Here is a 17,246-nt window from a genome sequence, read left to right as displayed (position 1 = left end):
GGGGCAGCCACCGCGCGTCTCAGGGTGCGGCGAGCGGTTCCGCCTCGTACGCCCGGTGGAGCTCCGCCAGGAACCGGGGCGCGGCGGGCAGCTCGACCGCGCCGATCCGGTGGACGGCCACGCCCGGCGTCCAGGAGTTCATGACGACCGCTCCGGCGAAGGCCGGCAGGTCGTCGGGGGTGATCGCGGCGGTCCGCTGCCGGACCCCGAGCCGGTCCAGCTGCCGGCGGACGATGCTCATGGTGGTCCCGGTCAGGACCTCGGCCCGGGGCCACACCACCGCCTCGCCGTCCCAGAAGGCCAGGTTCCAGATCGTCGCCTCGCTGAAGCGGCCCTCCCGGTCCAGGAACGCGGCGTCGTCGAAGCCCTCGGCGACGGCCTGCCGGAGGAGGTGGGTCTTGGCTGTCTCGCCGACGTGCTTGACGTGCGGCAGGTACCGCTCGTGCTCGACGGCGGCGAGCGCCAGCGGACCGCGGGGGCCGGTGGACGGCGGCCCGGTCCGTACCAGCAGTGCCAGCTCCGCGTCGGCCGCGGTGAACTCTCCGGCCGTGGAGGAGACCGTGGCCGTCAGCGAGAGGTCGGCAGGCCCGTCCCGGAGTGCGGTACGCAGGTGGGACCGGACCAGCTCCTCGGGCAGGGCCCGGCCGAACAGCTCGACCGACGCGGTCCGCAGCCGCTCCAGGTGGAGGTCGAGGCCCCGGGCCCGGCCGCCGCGGATCTGTACCGCGGTGAAGTGGGCGTGGCCCGCGAAGGCGAGCGGCGCGAGGTCGCCGGTGGTGGCCGTCCGGCCGTTCACCTGCACGATGTACGGGGAATCCTGGTTCATGGTCGGGACGTTAGGGCCTGACACCGGTGACAAGGTCAAGAGGGAACGGGGCACGGGCACACGCTGATCGGGGAGTTGTCCCGGCGGACGGGCGTCAGCGCGCGGTCGCTGCGGTACTACGAGGCGCAGGGGCTGTTGTCGGCCGGGCGGGGCGCGAACGGCTATCGCGCCTACGGCGAGGAGGCCGTGGTGACCGTCACGCAGATCCGCGCGCTGCTGCGGGCGGGCCTGTCCACCGAGGTGATCGCCCAGGTGCTGCCGTGTGCCCGGGGCTAAGGGCTGTCCCGCAATTCCCGGTGGATCAGCGCGCGGCGTCAGATGCGGTGCATCGCAAGGCGGAGGGACGTCCGCATACTGGATGTATGTGGATGTTCCGACAACGCGGCGAGGTGCCGTAGCTGTCGTCGTGCGCCCGCCGGGAATTGCGGGACAGCCCTTAGGGGCCCGCGTTCGACTGGTGCGCGGAGTTGCGGGAGATCCTCGGCGGGGAGCTGGCGGTGATGGACGAGCGGATCGAGTCGCTGCGGCTGAGCCGGGGCGCGCTCGCGGGGTTGCTGACGAAGCCCTGACCGGCGGGCCCGGTGCGGTAGCGCGTCCGCGCTCCTCCCCTGCGGTGCGCGCCCCGCACCCCGGGCGGTAGCGTCCTGAACAGGACGACCGCCCGATCGACGGGCGGGGCACGAGGGAAGCGGGCCGGTACGTGGAGAGCCACAGCGGAATCACCGTGCAGCGGGCGCTGGAGCTGCCGGGGCTGCGCGCCGGGCTCCCGGAGGTGGTGGCCGGCGCCGACCGGCTGAACCGTACGGTGCGCTGGGTGCACGCGGGAGAGGTTCCGAACATCGCCTCCCTCCTCAAGGGCGGCGAGCTGCTCCTGACCACCGGTCTGGGCCTGGGCGCCCGCCCCGCAGAACAGCGCGCCTTCGTCCGCCGCCTCGCCGACCGATCCATCGCGGCCCTGGTGGTGGAGCTCGGCCCACGCTTCGGCCGGCTCCCCGCCTCCATCGTGGACGCCGCCCGCGCGGCCGGGCTCCCGCTGGTCCAGCTGCACCGCGAGGTGCCGTTCGTCGCGGTGACCGAGGAGGTGCACACCGAGATCGTCAACGGGCACTACGCGCTGCTCCAGCAGGCGGAGGAGGTGCACCGGCGCGCCACCCGGGCACTGCTCGACGGCGGCGGGGTGCCGCAGGTCCTCGGGATCCTCGCCGACTTCACCGCCAACCCGGTCTTCCTGGAGACGCCCGACGGCCGGCTCCTGTACGCGGCGTCCACCGGGACCGGCCCGGTGGGCGCGGACCCGCTCCAGGTCTGGGAGGGCATGCGCGGCGACCGGGCGGCCCGGGAGAGCCCGCCGGCCGGGGCGGTGCTGGTGGACGTTCCCGGCGGCGGGCCCGAGACCGGTGCGGTACGGGCCCGGCTGGTGCTGCTCGCGGTGGCCGGTCCGCTGGCGACCGTGCACCGGATGGCGGTGGAGCGCGCGGCGGGCCTCCTCGCCGTCGTGCTGATGCAGGCCCGGCAGGAGGAGGAGCTGGCGGCCCGGGGCCGGGGCGACTTCCTGACCGATCTCGCGGAGGGCCGGATCGCCCCGGAGGACGCCCCCGCCCAGGCCCGGGTGCTCGGCTTCCGGCCCGGCGACACCCCGCTGCTCCCGGTGGTGATGCGGCTGGCCCCGGAGCTGTCCCCGTCGGGCAACTGGGCGGTGCTGGCCCGTGCGGTCCTGGAGGAGCTGGCCTCGGTCGGGGTGCCGGTGCTGCTCGGCGTACGGCCCGTGGAGGGGCGGGTTCCGCTGCTGGTCGGGCTGCGTTCGGAGGGCGAGCGCACCGCGGTCGCGGACCGGGTGGCGGCGGCGCTGCGGGCAGGGGTGGAGCGGGCGGGCCTCGACCGCGCCGGATCGCGGCCGCCGGTGGTCGTGGCCGGCGTCGCGGGCGGCTGGGCCGCGGTGGGCGCGGGGCTGCGGCACGCGTCGGAGACGGCGACGGCCGCGCAGGGCCTGGACGACCGGCCCTGGTACGACGCCCGGCGCCTCGACATCGACCTGCTGCTGTGGCGGCTGCGGGACCATCCGGACCTGGCGGCGTTCGTCAACCGGGCGATCGGTCCGCTGCGCGAGCACGACCGCACCTCGCGCCCGCCGCTGCTCCCGACGCTCCAGGCGTATCTGGCGCACGCGGGCCGCAAGGCGGAGACCGCCCGCGAGCTGCACCTCAACCGCCAGACGCTCTACAACCGCCTGGCCCGGATCGGCGAACTGCTGGGCACGGACCTGGACGACCCGCAGACGGTCCTGGCGCTGAGCCTGGCACTGCGGGCCCGCCGCCACACCTCCTGAGAGCGGGCGGACCGGGCCCCGGAGCCGGCCGCTTCAGCGCACCCGCCCTGTCGCCAGCGGCTGCGCCAACTCGTCGTAGACGCTGAGCACATGGGCGATCGTGTCGTCCTCGGTGGGCCAGCCCGCCGCCTGCACCCGCCCGGCCTCGGCGAGCCGGGCGCGCTCCGCCGGGTCGCCGAGCAGCCTCACGACCGTACGGGCGAGCGCCTCGGCGTCGCCATAGGGCACCAATGCGGCTGCCGGACCGACCAGTTCGGGCACCCCGCCGACCGCCGTGGCGACGAGCGGCACCCCGGCCCGCAGCGCCTCCTGCGCCAGCAGGGCGCGGCCCTCCCACCGGCTCGGCAGCAGGGCCAGATCGGCGGCGGCCAGCAACTCCCCGGCTCCGTCCCGGCTTCCGATGAGGGTGACGGGCAATTCCTCGGCCCTGATCCGCCGTTGCAGAGCACCCCGGTCGCGCACCTCCCCCGCGATGACGAGCAGCGGGACGGGGTCCAGGCACCGCCAGACGCGGGCCGCGTCCAGCAGGACGTCGAAGCCGTGATGCGGTACGAGACTGCCGACTGCCATCAGCAACGGCCGGTCCACCGCCCCCAGTTCGGACCGGGCCTTGTCCTCGTCTCCGACGGCGGCGGGGCGCGGGTGCGCAACCGCGACGGGGGCGAACCGGGCATCGCGGGCGCCCCGCTCGCGGGCCCGGTCCACCAGGTCGGACGAGGGGGCGAGGACCACGGCCGCCGCCCGTGCGGCGCGCCGTTCCAGCAGGTGCAGGATCTGGCGGCGGGCGCCTTCCGCGTACCGCCGCGTGTGCCAGGTCATCACCAGGGGCACGGCACGGCCGCGCAGCGCGAGGGCGGTGCGGGCGGCCGCGTGGAGCCCATGGGCGTGGACGACGTCCGCACCCGCGCAGGCGGCCCGCAGCGCGGCGACGGCGGCCGGGTCGCTGCGCCGGGGCACCGGAAGGAAGCGGGCGCCTGTCGCCGTGAAGTCGTAGGCGCGGTCCACCGCGGACGGGGCGCAGACGGTCACCCGCACCCCACGCGCCACCAGCCCGGCGGCCAGCGAACCGACGTGCGCGCTGCTGCCCGCACTGCCGCCGCCCAGGACTTGGACCGTACGCAGTTGTGACACGTTGATTGGCTCCCCGGGGCTCCGGAGTCGGCGGAAAGTACAGCGCCAAGGATGCCAGCCCGTACGCACGTTCCGGGACCGGCGTAACGTTGCTGCCGCACTCATGGCGACAACCGACCGCACCGCACCACCCTCACGGGTGAATCCCGAGGCGCGAAGTTGTCGACGCCCGCCCACCGGAAGCACGTAGGGGCGGCCCGTACGGCCGTACGGGGTACGGGCGGGAGGAATCCCCCGCCCGTACCCCGTACGGCCGCCGCCACGAGCGGCTACTCGGCGCGGGCCGTGGCCAGCAGCTCCTCGGCGTGGGCGCGGGCCGTCTCGGAGTCCTCCTGGCCCGCCAGCATCCGGGACAGCTCCCGGACCCGGTCCTCGCCCTCCAGGACCGTGACGCCGCTGCGGGTCACCGAGCCGTCCACGGTCTTCTCGACCAGCAGCTGCCGGTCGGCGAAGGCCGCCACCTGCGGCAGATGGGTCACGACCACCACCTGGGCGGACCGGGCGAGCTTGGCGAGCCGCCGGCCGACCTCGACGGCCGCCTTGCCGCCGACGCCCGCGTCGACCTCGTCGAAGAGATACGTCGGTACGGGGTCGGAGCCCGCGAAGACGACCTCGACCGCGAGCATCACCCGGGACAGCTCACCGCCCGAAGCGCCCTTGGCGATCGGCCGGGGCTGGGCGCCCGGGTGCGGGGCGAGCAGCAGCTCGACCTCGTCCGCTCCGGAGGGGCCGTAGGCGACGCTGCGCCCGCCGATGTCGATGCCGGACGCCTCGTCCGCGGCCTCGGTCTGCCGGATGGCGAAGGAGACCCGGGCGTGCGGCATGGCGAGCGAGGCCAGCTCGCCCGTCACCGCCTCGGCGAACCGGGCCGCCGCCTCCGTGCGCGCGTCGGTCAACGCCTGTCCGAGCACGGAGAGTTCGGCCCGCAGCCCGTCACGCTCGGTGGTCAGCTCCCCGATGCGCTCGTCGTCGCCCTCCAGCTCGGTGAGCCGGCCCGCGCCCTCCTGGGCCCAGGCGAGCACGGCCGTGATGTCCGTGCCGTACTTCCGGGTCAGCGTGGTCAGCGCGGCCCGGCGCTCCTCCACGGCGGACAGCCGCAGCGGGTCGGCCTCCAGCTGGTCGGCGTACCCGGCCAGCTCGCCGGAGACGTCGGCGATCAGGATGGAGATCTCCCCGATCCGGTCGGCCAGCGCGGCCAGCGCCGGGTCGTGGGCCCGCACCGCTTCCAGGGCCTGCCCGGCGGCGGCGACCACGCTCGTCGCGTCGACGCTCTCCGGATCCTCCGGGTTCCCCGCCAGCGCGGTGTGCGCGAGAGAGGCGGCGGAGGCGAGGGCCTCCGCGTGCCCGAGCCGCTCCGCCTCGGCTGCCAGCTCGACATCCTCACCCGGCAGCGGCTCGACGGCGGCGACCTCGTTCAGGCCGAAGCGCAGCAGATCCGCCTCCTGGGCCCGCTCCCGGGCCCGGGTGGTCAGCTCCTCCAAGGTCGCGGCGACGGTCCGCAGCCGCCGGTAGGCCGCCGTGTACGCGGCGTGCGGGACCGCCACGCCGTCCCCGGCGTACCGGTCGAGCGCCCCCCGCTGCCGCGCGGGCTTGAGCAGGCCCTGCTGGTCGGTCTGGCCGTGCACGGCGACGAGCTCGTCCGCCAGCTCGGTCAGGACCCCCACCGGCACGGATCTGCCGCCGAGATGGGCCCGTGAGCGTCCTTCCGCCGAGACCGTACGGCTGATGAGCAGCGCGCCGTCGTCGAGTTCCGCCCCGGCCTCCTCGGCCCGCAGCGCCGCCGCGTCGCCCTCGGACACCGTGATCCTGCCCTCGACGACCGCGGCCTTGGCCCCGACCCGTACGAGAGCGGGGTCCGCGCGCCCGCCGAGCAGCAGCCCGAGGCTCGTGACGACCATGGTCTTGCCCGCGCCGGTCTCACCCGTGACCGCGGTGAAACCGGGTGACAGCTCCACCACCGCGTCGTCGATGACTCCGAGCGACCGTATCCGCATCTCCTCCAGCACGGACATGACCTTACGAGGTCCCGGGCCGGGCGCGCGACGGCCCCCGCTCCCGGATTCACTCTCCCGAGGGTCGCGGGGGCCGCGGCGCGTCCTCGGAACCGTCAGTGAGGGGCGCCCCGCCAGCCCGAGACGGGCAGCGCGAACTTCGCCACCAGCCGGTCGGTGAACGAGGCCTGGTGCAGCCGTGCCAGCCGTACGGGCACCGCACCGCGCCGCACCTCGACCCGCGCCCCGGCGGGCAGCTCCACGGTCCGCCGCCCGTCGCACCAGAGCACCCCGTGCGGGGTGTGCGGCTGGACCTCGACCGCGAGCACGGACGTGGGCGAGGTCACCAGCGGCTTGGCGAACAGCGCGTGGGCGCTGATCGGGACCATCAGCAGCGCCTCGACCTCGGGCCAGACGACGGGCCCGCCCGCCGAGAAGGCGTACGCGGTCGAACCGGTCGGGGTCGCGCAGACGATCCCGTCGCAGCCGAACCCGGTGACCGGACGGCCGTCGATCTCCAGGACCACTTCGAGCATCCGTTCGGGCGACACCTTCTGTACGGCCGCCTCGTTGAGCGCCCAGTCGGTGTGCACGACGTCGCCGTTGCTGTGCACGACGACGTCGATGGTCATCCGCTCCTCGACCTCGTAGTCGCGGGTGACGACCCGGGAGACCACCTGGTCGAGGTCGTCGCGCTCTGCCTCGGCGAGGAAGCCGACGCGTCCCAGGTTGACACCGAGCATCGGCACCCCGGAGGCCCGGGAGAACTCCGCGCCCCGCAGCAGGGTGCCGTCACCGCCGAGGACGATCAGCAGCTCGCAGCCGTCCACGGCGGAGGGGCTGGTGTCGGTGACCGTCTCCACGGTGTCCGGCAGCGGCAGATCGGCCGCCTCGGTCGCCGAGACCCGCACGCCGAGCCCGTTGCGCAGCAGCCCCTGCACGACGAGCTCCGCGCTGCGGATCGCGGCCGGCCGGCCGGTGTGCGCCAGAAGAAAGACAGTTCGTGCCGCATTCGTGGTCACATTCGTCGTCAACGGGGCCCCTCCGCCACTGCACGGTCGACATCCGCGGGATCCAGCTCAGGTGCGCCGGCCCGCAGCCACAGAAAGTACTCGACGTTCCCCGACGGGCCGGGCAGCGGACTGGCCGTCACCCCCCGTACACCGAGACCGAGCCCCCAGGCCCGGCGCGCCACTTCGCGCACGGCTTCGGCGCGCAGCTCCGGGCTCCGCACCACTCCGCCGCTGCCGAGCCGCTCCTTGCCCACCTCGAACTGCGGCTTGACCATGAGGACCAGGTCGGCCTCGGGCCCGGCGCAGCGGGCGAGGGCGGGCAGCACGAGGCCCAGCGGGATGAAGGACAGGTCCCCCACCACCAGGTCGACCGGCTCGCCGTCGATGGCCTCCAAGGTCAACTCCCGCACGTTGGTACGGTCCTTGACGACGACTCGTTCATCGGACTGCAACGACCACGCGAGCTGCCCGTAGCCGACGTCGACGGCGACGACCTGCCGGGCCCCGGCCCGCAGCAGCACGTCGGTAAACCCACCGGTCGAGGCGCCGGCGTCCAGCGCCCGCCGCCCCTGAACGGTCAGCCCGAGCGGCACGAAGGCGGCGAGCGCCCCGGCGAGCTTGTGGCCGCCGCGCGAGACGTAGTCCGGGTCGCCGTCGTCCTCGGTGACGACGATCGCGGCGGCCGTCTCGACCTGGGTGGCGGGTTTGGTCGCGGTGGTGCGGCCGACGGTGACGCGCCCCGCGGCGATCAGCTGGCTCGCGTGCTCGCGCGAGCGCGCGAGCTTGCGGCGTACCAGCTCGGCGTCGAGGCGGCGACGTGCCACTCCTGCCACGTTCGGTTCAGCTCCTGTTGTCGTGATGCGTGTGCTGCGAAGACGTGGGTACGGGACCGGGTACGGCGGCCGGACGGGTGTCCAGCGAGGTCAGCTCGGCCCGCAGCCCACGGTGTACATCCTCGTACACCTCAATGTGCCCGTCCGCCGGGAGGTGGTCCGCATCGGCCAGGCGCTCCAGCCGGACGTCCACCGCTCCATGGCCGGTGGGGGTGCGCACGACCCCCAGGGGTACGGGCTCGGCGGGCGTGCTCACGGGCGGTGTCCCCGCCTCCGGCGTCCAGTCGCTCATGCCGAAACGCTACATCGACGGGCCGGTGTACCGTCGAGCACGATGGCGACCATGGCTGAGTGCCGCAGCGCACTGACACGACTTTCCGACAACCTCGCAGCCGCCGAGGGCGACGTGCGCGGCACAGCGCCCTCGACCGCTCGCTGAGCTGTCACATCAAGGACCTCGACATCACGTTCACCGGCAGGCTGTCCGACGGCCGGATCCAGGTGCGGGACACGGTCGAGGGCCCGCCCCGGGAGAAGGCCGAGATCAGGCTCGCGATGACGGGCGACGACCTGGTGGCGCTGGTGGACGGCGACCTGAACTTCGCGAAGGCGTGGGGCTCGGGCCGCGTACGCCTGGAGGCGGGCTTCCGCGACCTGCTGAAACTGAGATCGCTGCTGTAGGTGTTTCGAGCCCGTCCCGGCCCGCACTGTCACGGACGAGCGACGGCACCATCAAGCCCGTCCGGCGGTTGAGGACAGAGCGCGCACCGGGGCGCACCCCGCACCCGCCACCGCACCCCCGGCCCACCCCCTACGCGGCGGCGGCCTTCCGAGCCTTACGGGCGGCGGGCACCACCAGCGGCGTACCCGTCTCCGGGTCGTCGATCACCTGGCACCGCATCCCGAACACCCGCTCCACCAACGCCGCGTCGACCACCTCCGAGGGCGGTCCCTCCGCGACGATGTCCCCGTCCCGCATCGCGATGAGATGCGTGGCGTACCGCGCGGCGTGGTTCAGGTCGTGGAGCACCGCGACCAGCGTGCGGCCCTGCGTCTCGTGCAGCTCCGCGCACAGGTCGAGGACATCGATCTGGTGCTGGATGTCGAGGTACGTCGTCGGCTCGTCGAGCAGCAGCAGCGGCGTCTGCTGGGCCAGCGCCATGGCGATCCAGACCCGCTGGCGCTGCCCACCGGACAGTTCGTCGACATAGCGATCGGCCAGCTCCGCGACGCCGGTGGACTCCATGGACGCGTCGACGACCCGCTCGTCCTCCGGCGACCACTGCCGCAGCAGCCCCTGGTGGGGGTAGCGGCCGCGGGCGACGAGGTCGGCGACGGTGATCCCGTCGGGAGCTATGGAGGACTGCGGCAGCAGCCCCAGCGTCCGGGCGACCTTCTTCGCCGGCAGCTGGTGGATGGCCTGCCCGTCCAGCAGCACCTGCCCCCGGCTCGGCTTCAGCATCCGGGCGAGGGCGCGCAGCAGGGTCGACTTGCCGCAGGCGTTGGGACCGACGATCACGGTGAAGGAGTGGTCGGGAATCTCCACCGAGAGGTTTTCGGTGATGACCCGCTGGTCATAGCCGAGGGTCACCGATTCCGCGGTGAGGCGCTGCATGGTCGTACTCCCGGAGTCGGTGAGGTGGAGCGGCACGGCGCGGGGCACGGGCCGACCACCGAGCAGGACCAGGTTAGGTTAACCTATCTTCCTCTTCGGGCCACGGGTCCCGGGCCACCGCCCCCACGCTCAACACCTTCACGTGCCGAGGGCGTCGGGCCGCGCCGGGGCCCGGTGCGCGGGGCGCCCAGGGGGCGGTCCGTCGGGCTGCGCCGAGGGCGGTTCAGAGCCCGAGCCCGGCGAGGGCCTTCCCCGTCTCCAGCCCGCACACACCCGGACCGGCGAAGGCCCAGGCCGCCGCGCAGAGCGCCCGCAGCCCGTCGAGCGCCTCGCCCTCGCCCTCCAGCACCAGCCGGCCCCCGCGCACGGCAGCCGTCCAGCCCCCGCACCGGTACGCGTCACCGGCGGGCGTCACCTCGGGCTGCCCGGTCAGCAGCCCCCGCAGGTCCCGGTCCACATAGGTCGGCCGGTGCTGCGGCGGGGCGGCCAGCAGCTGCGCCGCGTCGGTCACCCCGGTCAGCACCAGCAGCGAGTCCACGCCCCCGTTGAACGCGCCCTCGATGTCCGTGTCCAGCCGGTCCCCGACGACGATCGGCCGCTTGGCCCCGGTCCGCAGCACGGTCTCGCGGTGCATCGGCGGCAACGGCTTCCCGGCGACCTGCGGCTCCGCCCCGGTGGCGATCCGGACGACCTCGACCGCGGCCCCGTTGCCGGGCGCGATGCCCCGGGCGCCCGGGATGGTCAGGTCGGTGTTGGACGCGAACCACGGCAGCCCGCGCCGGATCGCGTAGCTCGCCTCGGCGAACCGCCCCCACGCCATGTCCGGTCCGCCGTAGCCCTGGACCACCGCCGCCGGGTCGTCGTCCGCCGACTCCACCGGCACCAGCCCGCGCTCGCGCAGCGCGACCCGCAGCCCTTCGCCGCCGATCGCCAGCACCCGTGCCCCGGGAGGCAGTTGATCGGCGACCAGCCGGGCGACGGCCTGGGCGGAGGTGATCACGTCGGAGGGTTCGGCGGGCACCCCGAGCTCCGTCAGGTGGTCCGCCACGGCGTCCGGCGTGCGCAGCGCGTTGTTGGTGACGTACGCGAGGTGCATGCCCCCGGCCCGTGCCCGGGCCAGCGATTCCACGGCGTGGCCGATGGCCTCGCCGCCCGCGTACACGACCCCGTCGAGGTCGAGGAGAGCCGTGTCGTACGCCTCGCTCAGCGGCGTGCTGCTCCCCGACGGCCGGGACCTGTCCTGCTGGTGGCTCATATGACTCGCTCCTCTTCCACGCGTTCTGCCCCGATCATCGCGTATGCCCTCTGCACACATACGATGCCCTGATGAACACTTCAGGCCCCGTCGACCGGGGACTGCGGCTTTCCCCGTTCCGCGGACTGCGTTACGTCCCCGAGCGGGTCGGCAGCCTTGCCGCCGTGACCTCGCCCCCGTACGACGTGGTCGTGAGGCCCGACGGGCTGCACCACCTGGAGTCCGCGGATCCGCACAACATCGTGCGCCTCATCCTCCCCCAGGCCGACACCGCCCGGGACCGGCACCGGCAGGCGGCCGCCACACTGGACCGCTGGCTGGCCGAGGGCGTCATCGCCCCGGACCCGGACCCGGTGCTGTACGTCTACGAGCAGCGCAACGACGAGATCCTCCAGCGGGGCCTGATCGGCGCCCTGGCCCTCTCCCCCGCCTCCGAGGGCATCGTGCTGCCCCACGAGGACGTCATGGAGGACGTCGTCGCGGACCGCGCGGAGCTGATGCGTACGACGGGGGCCCACCTGGAGCCGCTGCTGCTGACCTACCGCGGCGAGACGGGCGAACCGGCCGGGGCGGCAGCGGTGATCGAGCGCACGGTCCTGCGGGAACCGCTGCTCGCCACCACGACGGAGGACGGCTTCCGGCACCGCCTCTGGGCCGTGACGGACCCGGCCGAACGGAGCGGGATCGCGACGGACCTCGCCCGGCACCAGGCGCTCATCGCGGACGGCCACCACCGCTGGGCCACCTATCTCCGGCTTCAGCGGGAACAGACCGCGCCCGGGCCGTGGGACCACGGCCTCGTCCTCCTCGTCGACACGGCCCGCCATCCCCTCCAGGTCCGCGCCATCCACCGGCTGCTGCGCGGGCTGCCGGTCTCCCGGGCCCTGAAGGCGCTGACCGGCCTCTTCCGCGTCCGACCGGTCGAGGGGCCACTCCCCCGGGCCCTCGACGCGCTGGCCGGAGCGGCGGCCGACGGCAACGCGTTCCTCCTCGCCGGCGACGGCGGCTTCCACCTGGTGGACCGCCCCGACCCCGCCCTGCTGGCCCGCACCATTCGGACGGACCGCCCCGACGCCTGGCGCACCCTGGACGCGACGGTCCTGCACTCCGCGCTGCTCGACGACGTGTGGCGCATCCCGGACGCACCGGAACACATCGGCTACATCCACGACACCGCGGCAGCCGTGGAGCAGGCGGAACGGCTCGACGCCACGGCGGTCCTGATGCATCCCGTACGCGAAGAGGTCGTCCGGGACCTGGCCCGGCAGGGCGTCACCATGCCCCGCAAGTCGACGTCGTTCGGCCCGAAGCCGGCCACGGGCCTGGTCATGCGGAGCCTCGCCCTCGACTGATCCGCAGAGCCACGCGGGGACGTTCGACCTGCCCGGAACGTGAAGAGGGGCGGCACTCCGACCGGAGTGCCGCCCCTCTTCACCAGCTGCTAAGCCTTGGCCGAACCGTCCCCGGAACCGTCCTCGTCCTCGTCCTGCTCGTCATCGAGGTCGACGTCGCCACGGGCGTCGTCCTCGTGGTCGAGGTCTCCGGGCGCGACCTCGTCGGCCGCGTCCTCCTCGGCCGTCTCGTCGTCACCGAGGACGTCGACGAACTCCACGCCGTCGAGCGCGGCGAGCCGGTCCGACGCATCGGTGGAACCGTCCTTGTCGGCCTCCAGCGCCTTTTCGAACCACTCCCGCGCCTCGTCCTCGCGCCCCGCCTCCAGCAGGGCGTCCGCGTACGCGTAGCGAAGTCGCGGCGTCCACGACTGCACCGAGTTGGACGCGAGCTCGGGGCCCTGGAGCGTCACGATGGCGGCGTCGATCTGGCCCATGTCACGACGTGCCCCGGCGGCCACCAGTCGCATCTCGACCTGTCCGGCCTTGTCCAGCTTCTGCACCTCGGGCTCGCCGGCCATGGCCATCGCCCGCTCGGGACGCCCGAGCCCACGCTCGCAGTCCGCCATGACGGGCCACAGGTCCACGGACCCGGTCATCCTCCGGGACGCCCGGAACTCGGCGAGCGCCTCGGCGTACTTCTGCGTCGCGTATGCCGCGAACCCGGCCGCCTCACGCACCGCGGCGACGCGGGACGCGAGCCGGAGAGCGATACGGGCGTACGCGTACGCCTCCTCGGGGTCCTCGTCGATCAGCCGGGCCACCATGACCAGGTTGCGCGCGACGTCCTCGGCAAGGGTCTTCGGCAGGCTCATGAGCTCCTGGCGTACGTCCTTGTCGATCTCGTGGCCCGTGACGTCGTCCGGAATCGGCAGCCGCTTGATCGGCTCACGATCGCGGTCGCCGCCCCGGTCATCGCGTCCCCGGAAACCACCACGGTCCCGGTCGTCGCGCGGACCGCCGCGGTATCCGCCCCGGTCCCTGTCGCCGCCACGGTTGTCGTCCCGGCGGAAATCGCCGCCGGAGGGCCGGTCGTCGTCACGACGGGGACCGCGCGGCCGGTCGTCACGGCGCTCGAAGCCACCGCTCGGACGGCCACCACGGTCATCGCGCTGCTGACCGCCCCGGTACCCACCACGGTCGTCATCACGACGGGGCCCACGATCACGGTCCCCACCACGGTTGTCATCACGACGGAACCCACCACCGGCAGGCCGGTTGTCATCGCGACGGAACTGACCGCCGCCGGAGCCACCGCCACGACTGTCGTCACGGCGGAAACCACCGCCGGCAGGCCGGTCGTCGTCACGGCGGAAGCCACCGCCGGAGGGCCGGTCGTCGTCACGACGGGGACCGCGCGGCCGGTCGTCACGGCGCTCGAAGCCACCGCTCGGACGGCCACCACGGTCATCGCGCTGCTGACCGCCCCGGTACCCACCACGGTCGTCATCACGACGGGGCCCACGATCACGGTCCCCACCACGGTTGTCATCACGACGGAACCCACCACCGGCAGGCCGGTTGTCGTCACGACGGAAACCACCGCCCGAGCCACCGCCACGGTTGTCGTCACGGCGGAAACCACCGCCGGAGGGCCGGTCGTCGTCACGACGGGGACCGCGCGGCCGGTCGTCACGACGCTCGACGCCACCGGCAGATCGGTTGTCATCGCGACGGAACTGACCGCCGCCGGAGCCACCACCACGGCTGTCGTCACGGCGGAAGCCACCGCCGGAGGGCCGGTCGTCGTCACGGCGCGGACCGCGCGGCCGGTCGTCACGGCGCTCGAAGCCACCGCTCGGACGGCCACCACGGTCGTCACGCTGCTGACCGCCCCGGTACCCACCACGGTCGTCATCACGACGGGGCCCACGATCACGCTCCCCGCCACGGTTGTCATCGCGACGGAACTGACCGCCGCCGGAGCCACCGCCACGGCTGTCGTCACGACGGAACCCACCACCGGTCGGCCGGCTGTCGTCACGACGCGGGCCCCGGTCGCGGTCACGGTCGTCACGGCGGAAGCCACCGCCAGTACCGCCACCGGTGCCGGCGCCGGAAGGCCGGTTGTCGTCGCGGCGGAAGCCGCCACGGTCGTTGTCGCGTCGAGGTGCGCCGGAACCGGACCGGTCGTCACGACCACCGCGGTAACCGCCCCTGTCACCGCCGTCCCGGCGACGCGGCTCGCGCTCCGGACGATCGTCGGGAGAGTTGGTGGACATGGGTGTGACTCCTGTCTTCGGGTACCACAGACATTCTCGCGCAGCCGACCAGTCGACGCGCTTCGGGAAAAACAAAAGGACCCCTGGTCCCAGCGTTGAACGCTGGGACCAGGGGTCCTTGAAAGATTGTTCGGCGGCGTCCTACTCTCCCACAGGGTCCCCCCTGCAGTACCATCGGCGCTGAAAGGCTTAGCTTCCGGGTTCGGAATGTAACCGGGCGTTTCCCTAACGCAATGACCACCGAAACCCTATCGGGTTCTAGCGAACAAGCACACTCTTCAATTAAGTAGTGAAACTGTTCAACCGGTGCGATAACTGTTCGCAACCCGGGAACAACACAGTGGACGCGAGCAACTGAGGACAAGCCCTCGGCCTATTAGTACCAGTCAGCTCCACCCGTTGCCGGGCTTCCACATCTGGCCTATCAACCCAGTCGTCTACTGGGAGCCTTAACCCTTCAAGAGGGTGGGAATACTCATCTCGAAGCAGGCTTCCCGCTTAGATGCTTTCAGCGGTTATCCTTTCCGAACGTAGCCAACCAGCCATGCCCTTGGCAGGACAACTGGCACACCAGAGGTTCGTCCGTCCCGGTCCTCTCGTACTAGGGACAGCCCTTCTCAATATTCCTGCGCGCGCAGCGGATAGGGACCGAACTGTCTCACGACGTTCTAAACCCAGCTCGCGTACCGCTTTAATGGGCGAACAGCCCAACCCTTGGGACCGACTCCAGCCCCAGGATGCGACGAGCCGACATCGAGGTGCCAAACCATCCCGTCGATATGGACTCTTGGGGAAGATCAGCCTGTTATCCCCGGGGTACCTTTTATCCGTTGAGCGACAGCGCTTCCACAAGCCACTGCCGGATCACTAGTCCCGACTTTCGTCCCTGCTCGACCCGTCGGTCTCACAGTCAAGCTCCCTTGTGCACTTACACTCAACACCTGATTGCCAACCAGGCTGAGGGAACCTTTGGGCGCCTCCGTTACTCTTTAGGAGGCAACCGCCCCAGTTAAACTACCCATCAGACACTGTCCCTGATCCGGATCACGGACCCAGGTTAGACATCCAGCACGACCAGAGTGGTATTTCAACGACGACTCCACAACCACTGGCGTGGCCGCTTCAAAGTCTCCCACCTATCCTACACAAGCCGAACCGAACACCAATATCAAACTATAGTAAAGGTCCCGGGGTCTTTCCGTCCTGCTGCGCGAAACGAGCATCTTTACTCGTAGTGCAATTTCACCGGGCCTATGGTTGAGACAGTCGAGAAGTCGTTACGCCATTCGTGCAGGTCGGAACTTACCCGACAAGGAATTTCGCTACCTTAGGATGGTTATAGTTACCACCGCCGTTTACTGGCGCTTAAGTTCTCAGCTTCGCCACCCCGAAAGGCAGCTAACCGGTCCCCTTAACGTTCCAGCACCGGGCAGGCGTCAGTCCGTATACATCGCCTTACGGCTTCGCACGGACCTGTGTTTTTAGTAAACAGTCGCTTCTCGCTGGTCTCTGCGGCCACCCCCAGCTCAAGCAGCAAGTGCTATCACCAGTGATGGCCCCCCTTCTCCCGAAGTTACGGGGGCATTTTGCCGAGTTCCTTAACCATAGTTCACCCGAACGCCTCGGTATTCTCTACCTGACCACCTGAGTCGGTTTAGGGTACGGGCCGCCATGAAACTCGCTAGAGGCTTTTCTCGACAGCATAGGATCATCCACTTCACCACAATCGGCTCGGCATCAGGTCTCACCCTTGATGTGTGACGGATTTACCTACCACACGGGCTACACCCTTACCCCGGGACAACCACCGCCCGGGCTGGACTACCTTCCTGCGTCACCCCATCGCTTACCTACTACAAGTCTGGTTCATCGGCTCCACCACTACCCTCAACTCCGAAGAGATCGGGCCGGCTTCACGGACTTAGCATCGCCTGATTCAGTACTGGGCGTTTCAAAGCGGGTACCGGAATATCAACCGGTTGTCCATCGACTACGCCTGTCGGCCTCGCCTTAGGTCCCGACTTACCCTGGGCAGATCAGCTTGACCCAGGAACCCTTAGTCAATCGGCGCACACGTTTCTCACGTGTGTATCGCTACTCATGCCTGCATTCTCACTCGTGAACCGTCCACAACTCGCTTCCGCGGCTGCTTCACCCGGCACACGACGCTCCCCTACCCATCCATACGGGCGTTGGCCCTATGTGTATGAATGACACGACTTCGGCGGTACGCTTGAGCCCCGCTACATTGTCGGCGCGGAATCACTTGACCAGTGAGCTATTACGCACTCTTTCAAGGGTGGCTGCTTCTAAGCCAACCTCCTGGTTGTCTCTGCGACTCCACATCCTTTCCCACTTAGCGTACGCTTAGGGGCCTTAGTCGATGCTCTGGGCTGTTTCCCTCTCGACCATGGAGCTTATCCCCCACAGTCTCACTGCCGTGCTCTCACTTACCGGCATTCGGAGTTTGGCTAAGGTCAGTAACCCGGTAGGGCCCATCGCCTATCCAGTGCTCTACCTCCGGCAAGAAACACACGACGCTGCACCTAAATGCATTTCGGGGAGAACCAGCTATCACGGAGTTTGATTGGCCTTTCACCCCTAACCACAGGTCATCCCCCAGGTTTTCAACCCTGGTGGGTT

11 protein-coding genes, 2 rRNA genes and 3 pseudogenes (1 of these 16 running past the window's edge) are annotated in these 17,246 nt (G+C 71.3%); 4 read left to right on the top strand and 12 right to left on the bottom strand.

Features of this window, described 5'->3' with window-relative positions; translation table 11 throughout:
• Positions 1-19 precede the first annotated feature (19 nt).
• A complete protein-coding gene (locus tag N7925_RS29345; RefSeq protein ID WP_274345653.1) occupies positions 20-826 on the bottom strand; it encodes an aminotransferase class IV family protein in 807 nt (268 codons plus the stop codon).
• A 63-nt stretch (positions 827-889) separates the two neighbouring features.
• On the opposite strand from N7925_RS29345, the pseudogene N7925_RS29340 reads away from it, so the two are divergent.
• Together N7925_RS29340 and N7925_RS29330 are read left to right on the top strand one after the other, a co-directional pair.
• Positions 890-1,099, top strand: a pseudogene (locus N7925_RS29340) (MerR family transcriptional regulator); the annotation flags it as partial.
• A 427-nt stretch (positions 1,100-1,526) separates the two neighbouring features.
• Positions 1,527-3,152: a PucR family transcriptional regulator gene (locus tag N7925_RS29330; RefSeq protein ID WP_274345652.1), complete on the top strand. Its 1,626-nt coding sequence runs from the start codon at positions 1,527-1,529 to the stop codon at positions 3,150-3,152.
• 33 nt (positions 3,153-3,185) lie between these two features.
• Here the strand turns inward: N7925_RS29330 and N7925_RS29325 are convergent, their stop codons facing one another.
• From N7925_RS29325 to N7925_RS29305, 5 genes are all read right to left on the bottom strand, one after another.
• On the bottom strand, positions 3,186-4,283 hold the full coding sequence (locus tag N7925_RS29325; protein ID WP_274345651.1) for a glycosyltransferase family 4 protein: 1,098 nt from the start codon (positions 4,281-4,283) through the stop codon (positions 3,186-3,188).
• 269 nt (positions 4,284-4,552) lie between these two features.
• Complete coding sequence (gene recN / locus N7925_RS29320; RefSeq protein ID WP_274345650.1) at positions 4,553-6,295, bottom strand: DNA repair protein RecN; 1,743 nt, start codon at positions 6,293-6,295, stop codon at positions 4,553-4,555.
• Between the two features lie 95 nt (positions 6,296-6,390).
• Complete coding sequence (locus tag N7925_RS29315; protein WP_265604042.1) at positions 6,391-7,296, bottom strand: NAD kinase; 906 nt, start codon at positions 7,294-7,296, stop codon at positions 6,391-6,393.
• An 8-nt stretch (positions 7,297-7,304) separates the two neighbouring features.
• Positions 7,305-8,120, bottom strand: a complete 816-nt coding sequence (locus tag N7925_RS29310; protein ID WP_265602400.1) for a TlyA family RNA methyltransferase — start codon at positions 8,118-8,120, stop codon at positions 7,305-7,307.
• A 7-nt stretch (positions 8,121-8,127) separates the two neighbouring features.
• Positions 8,128-8,412, bottom strand: a complete 285-nt coding sequence (locus tag N7925_RS29305; RefSeq protein WP_265602399.1) for a hypothetical protein — start codon at positions 8,410-8,412, stop codon at positions 8,128-8,130.
• Between the two features lie 42 nt (positions 8,413-8,454).
• On the opposite strand from N7925_RS29305, the pseudogene N7925_RS29300 reads away from it, so the two are divergent.
• Positions 8,455-8,801: pseudogene (locus N7925_RS29300) on the top strand (SCP2 sterol-binding domain-containing protein).
• 130 nt (positions 8,802-8,931) lie between these two features.
• On the opposite strand, the gene N7925_RS29295 reads toward N7925_RS29300, so the two are convergent.
• Both N7925_RS29295 and N7925_RS29290 read right to left on the bottom strand, forming a co-directional pair.
• Positions 8,932-9,735, bottom strand: a complete 804-nt coding sequence (locus tag N7925_RS29295; RefSeq protein ID WP_265602397.1) for an ABC transporter ATP-binding protein — start codon at positions 9,733-9,735, stop codon at positions 8,932-8,934.
• Positions 9,736-9,958: 223 nt separating this feature from the next.
• Positions 9,959-10,990 (bottom strand): HAD-IIA family hydrolase, encoded by a 1,032-nt coding sequence (locus N7925_RS29290; RefSeq protein ID WP_274345649.1) that lies wholly within the window; start codon positions 10,988-10,990, stop codon positions 9,959-9,961.
• 71 nt (positions 10,991-11,061) lie between these two features.
• Between N7925_RS29290 and N7925_RS29285 the strand changes: the two genes are divergently transcribed.
• The gene (locus N7925_RS29285) at positions 11,062-12,342 is read left to right on the top strand and encodes a DUF1015 domain-containing protein (protein WP_274345648.1); all 1,281 of its coding nucleotides are present in this window, start codon (positions 11,062-11,064) and stop codon (positions 12,340-12,342) included.
• Positions 12,343-12,431: 89 nt separating this feature from the next.
• Here N7925_RS29285 and N7925_RS29280 read toward each other — a convergent pair whose 3' ends face one another.
• From N7925_RS29280 to N7925_RS29265, 4 genes and pseudogenes are all read right to left on the bottom strand, one after another.
• Positions 12,432-13,196: a tetratricopeptide repeat protein gene (locus tag N7925_RS29280; protein WP_274346571.1), complete on the bottom strand. Its 765-nt coding sequence runs from the start codon at positions 13,194-13,196 to the stop codon at positions 12,432-12,434.
• Positions 13,197-13,316: 120 nt separating this feature from the next.
• Positions 13,317-14,261 (bottom strand): annotated as a pseudogene (locus N7925_RS36245) (hypothetical protein); the annotation flags it as partial.
• Between the two features lie 470 nt (positions 14,262-14,731).
• A 5S ribosomal RNA gene (gene rrf, locus N7925_RS29270) occupies positions 14,732-14,848 on the bottom strand.
• A gap of 111 nt (positions 14,849-14,959) precedes the next feature.
• Positions 14,960-17,246, bottom strand: a 23S ribosomal RNA gene (locus tag N7925_RS29265); it runs 838 nt beyond the window's last position.

The sequence above is a fragment of the Streptomyces sp. CA-278952 genome, from assembly GCF_028747205.1.
Taxonomy (GTDB): Bacteria; Actinomycetota; Actinomycetes; order Streptomycetales; family Streptomycetaceae; genus Streptomyces.
This window is presented reverse-complemented; position numbering and strand designations above follow the sequence as displayed.